Below are 7,244 nucleotides of genomic sequence, written 5' to 3' on the forward strand. Positions count from 1 at the left end.
TACTATCTGTAGTATTTGTTATAATGTAACGGAGGCAAAAATTACAAAAAATTTTTAAAATTTTAATAAAAAAAGGAAAGAAAAGAGGGATTGAAATGCTGACGGTAAAAAAAAGAGATGGACGTGAAGTAGAATTTGATTCACAAAAAATCGTCGTTGCAATAGAAAAAGCGATGAATAGCAGTACTGGGATTTTCGAGGAAAATTTGGCTGAAAAAATTGCCAATGAAATAGAAGGATACGCAAAAACAATCGGGAAGGTTTTGAGTATTACAGACATTGAAGACCAAGTTTATTATAAATTAATTCAGTATAACAATCCCGCGACAGCAAGAGCTTACGAAAATTACAAAGCCGTGCAAAAATATAAGAGAGAGACAAATACAACTGATGAAAGCATTATCGGTTTGCTTCAAGAAAGCAACAGGGATTTAATTGAAGAAAATTCCAACAAGAATGCTGTTATCGCATCAACTCAAAGGGATTTAATCGCTGGCGAGGTAAGCAAGGATATCGCAAGAAGAAAATTAATACCACAAGATTTGCTGCAAGCTCACGATGAAGGGGCAATTCATCTTCACGATATGGATTACATAATCCAACCAATGTTCAATTGTTGTCTTGTAAATATGAAAGATATGCTTGACAAGGGGACAGTGGTAAATGGCAAATTAATCGAATCCCCGAAATCTTTCCAAGTTGCGTGCAATGTTATGACACAAATCATAGCGCAAATAGCTAGCAACCAATATGGTGGACAAAGTATTGATATCAGATGTTTGTCAAAATATCTAAGAAAATCTTATGAGAAGAATTTAAATTTGTGTATTGAAACAATTGGCGACATAGATATGGCTGAAAAGATGGCAGACAAAATGACACAAAAAGACTTGGAATCTGGCATCCAAACAATTCAATATCAAATTAACACTCTTATGACGTCTAACGGACAAGCTCCATTTGTTACGTTGTTTATGTTCATTGAAGAACACGATGAATACAAGGAAGAGACAGCCAAAATTATCGAAGAAATATTGAAGCAAAGAATCCAGGGAATAAAAAATGAAGCTGGCGTTTATGTTACACCGGCATTTCCTAAATTAATTTATGTTCTTGATGAGAACAACATTCACAAAGATAGCGAGTTTTATTATTTGACTTCATTGGCAATTCGTTGCACTGCTAAGAGAATGTATCCGGATTATATTTCTGCCAAGAAAATGAGAGAAAACTACGAAGGAAATGTGTTCAGTCCAATGGGATGCAGGGCATTCTTGTCACCATGGAAAGACGAGCACGGCAGATATCAATTTGAAGGAAGATTTAATATCGGAGTTGTGACAATCAATTTGCCACAGATAGGTATTTTGGCTGATGGTGATGAGGACAAGTTTTTTGAAATATTAGATAAAAGATTAGAAATGTGCAAGCGTGCAGGAGTGTTGCGTTACGATTTATTGAAAGATGTGACGAGCGATTCCTCGCCAATTCACTGGCAACACGGAGCGATTTCTAGGTTAAAACCACACACTCCAATTAAAAAATTATTAGTCGGAGGATACGCGACAGTAACATTGGGATACATTGGAATTTACGAGGCGACTTTGTTGACTATTGGTGAAAGCCACACTTCACCAAAAGGCAAAGAATTTGCCATGAAAATTATGGACATAATGAATGAAAAAGTTAAACAATGGAAGAAGGAAACCAATCTAGGATTTGCATTGTACGGAACTCCTGCAGAAAGTCTTACTCACAGATTTAACAGCATTGACAGAGAGAGATTTGGAATAATAGAAAATGTAACGGATAAGGGATATTACACAAATTCCTTCCACGTCGATGTAAGAGAAAATATCACAGCATTTGAAAAATTTTCGTTTGAATCCAAATTCCAAGAGAAATCTTCGGGTGGTTGCATCTCTTATGTAGAAATTCCGAATATGAGCAAGAACTTAAAAGCTTTGGAAACTATCGTGAAATACATCTACGACAACATTCAATACGCAGAGTTCAATACCAAGAGCGATTATTGTCAAAATTGCGGATTTGATGGCGAAATAACTATAAACAAAGATGGTGAGTGGGAATGCCCACAATGTGGCAACAAAGACCACGCAACGATGAATGTCGTACGAAGAACTTGTGGATATCTTGGAGAAAATTTCTGGAACGAGGGAAGAACAAAAGAAATTAATGATAGGGTATTGCATATCTAATGAACTACGCACAAATTAGACAGTACGATGTGGCAAATGGACCGGGAATCAGGTGCACGTTTTTTGTTACAGGATGCAGCCTGAATTGCAAAAATTGTTTCAACAGAGAGTATCAAAATCCAAATTTCGGAGAAAAATGGACCGATTCACAGACTAATCAGATTATAAATTATTTGCAACAAGAAGAAATTGACGGGCTTACTATTCTAGGCGGTGAACCATTTGAATCGTGCGACGATTTGATAGAAATTGTCAGTAAAATCAGAGCTAATACGAAAAAAAGCATATGGATTTTTTCGGGATACACTTATGAAACTTTATATCAAAAGGAAAACAGCAGAAAATTGCTAAAATTGTGCGATGTACTTGTAGATGGAAGATTTATCGACGAATTAAAAGATTTAAGGTTGAAGTTTCGAGGTTCTTCAAATCAAAGATTGATAGATTTGAATAAGACGACAATAGAAAAAATAATATTAGTAGATGAAAATAAATTATAAAAAAGCCGTTAGAATCAGCTGGTTCTAACGGTTTTTTGTTACATATTTGCTATTGTATTTTTTATGAATGAGCCGACTGTTTTGCTGAACATTTCAGGAGATTTAATGTAGCAGAAGTCATTGGCGAAGATTTCTTTTTCAAAAGTCAAATCGTCATTTGAACCAGTGAACACGCCGAGCAATTTTATTTTTTGCATCCTAGTTAGGAAAACTTCCTTTGCACTGTCTCTTACTGCCAATTCTCCGACGTAATCTTCTGCTTTAAATCTCGCTTTTCCGACGAAATTTAGATTTACGATGTTGTTGGGTTTTCCGTCAGACAACATTATCAAAAGCTTGGACTCCATCTGCTCCGTCATAATATTTCTCATAAATTTGAGTGCTAGTCCATCTCTATTTGAGCCTTCGGGATAGTAATAGAAAATACTTTTGCAATTTTGTTCATCATAGTCCTTGAATTTAGTTATAATCAAATAATCATACATATTTTGAAATCCCAACACTCGAACTTTTATCGATAAATCGCTCAATGCTTTGGCGATTACGTAAGCTTCTGCTGCTATGATTTCCTTTTTATCACTTTGACTTGCAGACATATCCAACAACAAATCCACAGACATTGGACTGTTTTCGTTTTTATAAATTTTGTTGAAAATCCTATTGTCATTTAACTTTACTTTTCGCCACGCTCTTTTGATGTCGATAGTTCCAAATGTCGATTTTCTGACATCGTCCTCCTCGTTTTTATTAAGTGCTAGTTTTAACATTTCGCTTAGAACATTTATTTGACGGTTGTAGATTAAAATATTTTTTTCAAAATGTTTGATATTCTCATTGTAAGATTCAAATAAAAGATTTGTTCTGTAGTTTTCAATTCTAGTAGAATTTGCACTGACAATGTGAAAATTCACGTCTTTGTGAATGTCTGTTGAAAGTTTTGCTTTCAGATAATTTAAAATCAATTTATCAACAATGCTTTTTCCGTACAACCTCTCTATATTTTTTTGCACATCCTTTGTTCTAACTGTTTTTTGAGATGTGTAGATTTCATTAATGTCTTCATCTTTCAACAATTTGTACAAATCTTCAGTAAACTCTTGGGAACCAATGGTGTATTTTTCCAATTGAGAAGTATTGACACTATCTATTATTATTTTCGGATTTGTTTTTTTAATAACTGGTTTGACTTCTTTTTTTATCTTTTCAAAATTTCCCTCATTTGACTCAATCTTATAGGAATAAAAATATTTGTTGATAATTTCAATCATTAAATTTACAAGTGACAAGCTATTTTCACATTTAGTCTTAGTTAAAATCAAAATTTCCCTGATGGATTTGCTCGTCGTCCATGGATTATTGGTGTAGTGATATTTTTCGAGTTCTTCAGAAATGTTTTGAGGATTTGATTTGTAGTATTTGTCGGAATAGTATAAATTTTGTAGTCTATTAAAATCCTCAAGTCCATTTCTTTCCTCCAACATTTTATCCTTTAAATTGTTGTCTAAGATTATCATCAAAATTGTGAAGATATCCGTTTTATTGGACACGTTATCGATTAATTTCATTACGGAACCCATATCGTAGAATCTGTGAGCAAATCCGAAAAGAGCAGTCTGGAAAATCTCAGAGTAGATATTATCTTTGAAAATAAAATCCAAATTGGGGTTGATATTGTAATCTTCGCTCAACAACCAAAATAGATTTTTAAACCTTGAATCTTCCATTATTCGAATATCTCTTCTGGTTTCAAATCGTCCTTGAATATTGTGTCGATAATATCTTGCACGATTGTTTTTTCAAATTCATCGAATGTTTTGTTCACGATTCCAAGTTTTAAGCTGGATTTCACGCCCAAACCTCTTTTCATGGCGTGGATAGAAGACAACAAACCACGCAAGTCGATACATCTTCCGGAAATTTCAGAGTTCAAACTTTTTTCTTGTAAATCCATAAAAAATCTCACAAACATTTTTTGAGAGCTGTCTGTCAATGAAAATTCTTCTAAAAGTATTTTGTTCATAGTTTTTTCGTCTGTTTTTGGCATATCAATGACGAAAAATCTGGACAACAAAGCCTCATTTATTTCACGAGTACCAGCGTACCCGTAATTCATGGTAGCTAAGAATCTTGTTTTATCGTGGATATCTACCTTTTCGAAACCTGGTATATCTATAATTCGACGATAATCCAAGACGGAGTGCATAATAGCAACGGAGTCGTTTTTTGCCATATTAATCTCATCAAAAACACAGAACCCACCATTTAATGAAGATTCCAACACTGGACCTGCCCTGAAAATAACTTCATCCTTTTTCAAAGTATCCATCCCAATCAAACTTTCGGAATCAGTATTTACATTGAAAGAAATATTCCATTGAGGTCTTTGGAAAATATACGCCAAATTATCGCACAATATATTTTTGCCGGTAGCTTTGGGACCAACTAATAACAAATTGTTCGCTTCCAAAATGCTTGTTATAGCCATCTCCAAAACTTCTTTGCCGTAATAGTTAAATCGTGGTTTCGGAATTCTGGATTTGAATTTGTCTTCTACATCATTATCCTTCAAAAATTTTTCTAGCTCTTTTATTAAATTTTTATTTATATTTTGTGATTCAAGTAAATTATTCATATTACCTCTTTCATTAATTATCTAATTTGTGACATTAGTATGATATAATAAATTAAAAGAAATTGGAAGTAGGTGAATAAATGAAGAAGGCTTGGGGAGGTTTCGTAAAAGGATTTGCGAAATTTTTGGATGGATTTTTCGGATTTTTGATAGCATTTATAGAAACATTGGTAAATTTAACAGAGGGATTCAGGTATGTATTGGGAAGTATACTATCCTTCGGTTGCATATTCATATTGTTCTTTCCCTATATATTTTTCAGATACAAATGGCTCACATTTGCGATTATTTTCATAACGATATTTCCGATTTTAGGTAAGGGATTTGTAAATTATCTAAAATATGTAAAATATTCTATGGTAGAGTTTTTGCTCGGATACGGAGATTATTATCTCAATAATTCCCGAACAAAATACACTTCTTATTCTGATTACAAGAAAAAATACATTTTCAACAAACAAGAAGAAGAAAGAAAAGCACGTGAAGAACGACAAAGACGTGAACAAGAAGAATGGACAAGGAGATTTAACGAATGGTTTAGCCAAGGCGGATTCGGCTTCGATGATTTTGGATATTACCAACAACAAGGTCAATACAGAGGATATAACCAAGGTTACGGTCAACAAGGATACGGGTATCAAAACCAATACCAAAATCCAGTGGACGATTTCGTGAGAACTTACGAAAAACATTGCGACACATTGGGAGTTGGATACAACGCTGACAAGTACGAGATAAAATTGAATTACAGAAAGCTTGCCAAGAAATATCACCCTGATATAAATAAGGCAGCAGATGCAACTGCGAAGTTCCAAGAAGTTAACAACGCATACGACTTTTTGTCAAATGAACAAAACATAGAAAGATACAACAGAATCAAAAACAAAAAATAGTTTACCGCTGGGAGAAAATCTCCCAGTTTTTTTATTAGAAAATCTTGAAAAATCATAAAAAGTCTTGACAAATAATTAGAAATATAATAAATTAAACTCAATACAACACAAACAATATATACAATAATGAAGTCAAAAAAAACGAAATATTTAACATTGCTATTTTGATTAACGATGTTAATAAGAAAATGAAAGGAAATTAAAATGAAAAATAATAATGGTAGGGAAAAATCAACAAAAAAAATATTTATTGTTTTATGTATGGTTATTTTTGCAATTGTCTTCAGTTCAACAGTTTATGCGGTTAAATTAGTTAATGAACAATCTAAGGTTAATGAATTAGAATTACCAGAATTAGATTCTATGAAGATTACTAAACAAATAAAAAATAGAGACAAAAATATTAAACAACAATCTATTTCTAGACTGAATTACAAACAAATTCAAGAACAATTGGGAGTTTCCCTTTTAAATAGTGAACTTTCAAAAGACGATAAGTATATGATTTCAGATATTGAAACTGATAATAAAGATTATGCGATAATAAAGTGTGATAATTATATTCTTGGAGACACTTCAAACTACTCTTACAATGAAGAAGATGGATTTTATAGTTATGATGAAGGAAACTTGTACAAATCTCCAATATCAATACAAGCGGATATAATTTTAAGTGAAACTCAGCTTAACAATGTATGGACTACTGATTATTTGGGAATGTATGGTTTCGTAGAGCAATTTGTTTCGGAACAAGGATATAAAGTTAATTTAATTGAGGAAAAAATTGACGGTAATCAACCACAAGATTTTGTATCTAAGAAGATAGCTATTTTTGTAGCAGATGGAATTAGATATACGTTGACAGGAAGAACAACTGTTGAAAATATGAAACAAATTGTAAATTCAATGAAATAAAATATTTAGGTGCTGCACATTATGTGCAGCATTTTTTCGTTCAAATACTTTTTAAAAATGTAAAATTCCTGTCTCTTATACACAT

At 32.7% G+C, this 7,244-nt stretch carries 6 protein-coding genes; 4 read left to right on the top strand and 2 right to left on the bottom strand.

Going from position 1 to position 7,244, the window contains the following annotated elements:
* Positions 1 to 95: 95 nt before the first annotated feature.
* Together nrdD and nrdG are read left to right on the top strand one after the other, a co-directional pair.
* Entirely contained in the window at positions 96 to 2,219 is a 2,124-nt protein-coding gene (gene nrdD, locus Q0X02_RS01075) for an anaerobic ribonucleoside-triphosphate reductase (protein WP_297810256.1), read from the top strand.
* Positions 2,219 to 2,719 carry an anaerobic ribonucleoside-triphosphate reductase activating protein gene (gene nrdG, locus Q0X02_RS01080; RefSeq protein WP_297810258.1) on the top strand — a complete coding sequence of 167 codons (501 nt, stop codon included), beginning with the start codon at positions 2,219 to 2,221 and terminating at the stop codon, positions 2,717 to 2,719. Before nrdD ends, nrdG begins: the two co-directional genes overlap by 1 nt.
* Before the next feature lie 38 nt (positions 2,720 to 2,757).
* Here the strand turns inward: nrdG and Q0X02_RS01085 are convergent, their stop codons facing one another.
* Together Q0X02_RS01085 and Q0X02_RS01090 are read right to left on the bottom strand one after the other, a co-directional pair.
* A complete protein-coding gene (locus tag Q0X02_RS01085) occupies positions 2,758 to 4,443 on the bottom strand; it encodes a hypothetical protein (RefSeq protein WP_297810261.1) in 1,686 nt (561 codons plus the stop codon).
* The gene (locus tag Q0X02_RS01090) at positions 4,443 to 5,351 is read right to left on the bottom strand and encodes an AAA family ATPase (RefSeq protein ID WP_297810264.1); all 909 of its coding nucleotides are present in this window, start codon (positions 5,349 to 5,351) and stop codon (positions 4,443 to 4,445) included. Before Q0X02_RS01090 ends, Q0X02_RS01085 begins: the two co-directional genes overlap by 1 nt.
* An 80-nt stretch (positions 5,352 to 5,431) precedes the next feature.
* On the opposite strand from Q0X02_RS01090, the gene Q0X02_RS01095 reads away from it, so the two are divergent.
* On the top strand, positions 5,432 to 6,244 hold the full coding sequence (locus Q0X02_RS01095; protein ID WP_297810267.1) for a J domain-containing protein: 813 nt from the start codon (positions 5,432 to 5,434) through the stop codon (positions 6,242 to 6,244).
* Between the two features lie 204 nt (positions 6,245 to 6,448).
* Entirely contained in the window at positions 6,449 to 7,159 is a 711-nt protein-coding gene (locus Q0X02_RS01100; RefSeq protein WP_297810270.1) for a hypothetical protein, read from the top strand.
* Positions 7,160 to 7,244 lie beyond the last annotated feature (85 nt).

Source organism: uncultured Finegoldia sp., assembly GCF_947252345.1.
Taxonomy (GTDB): Bacteria; Bacillota; Clostridia; order Tissierellales; family Peptoniphilaceae; genus Finegoldia.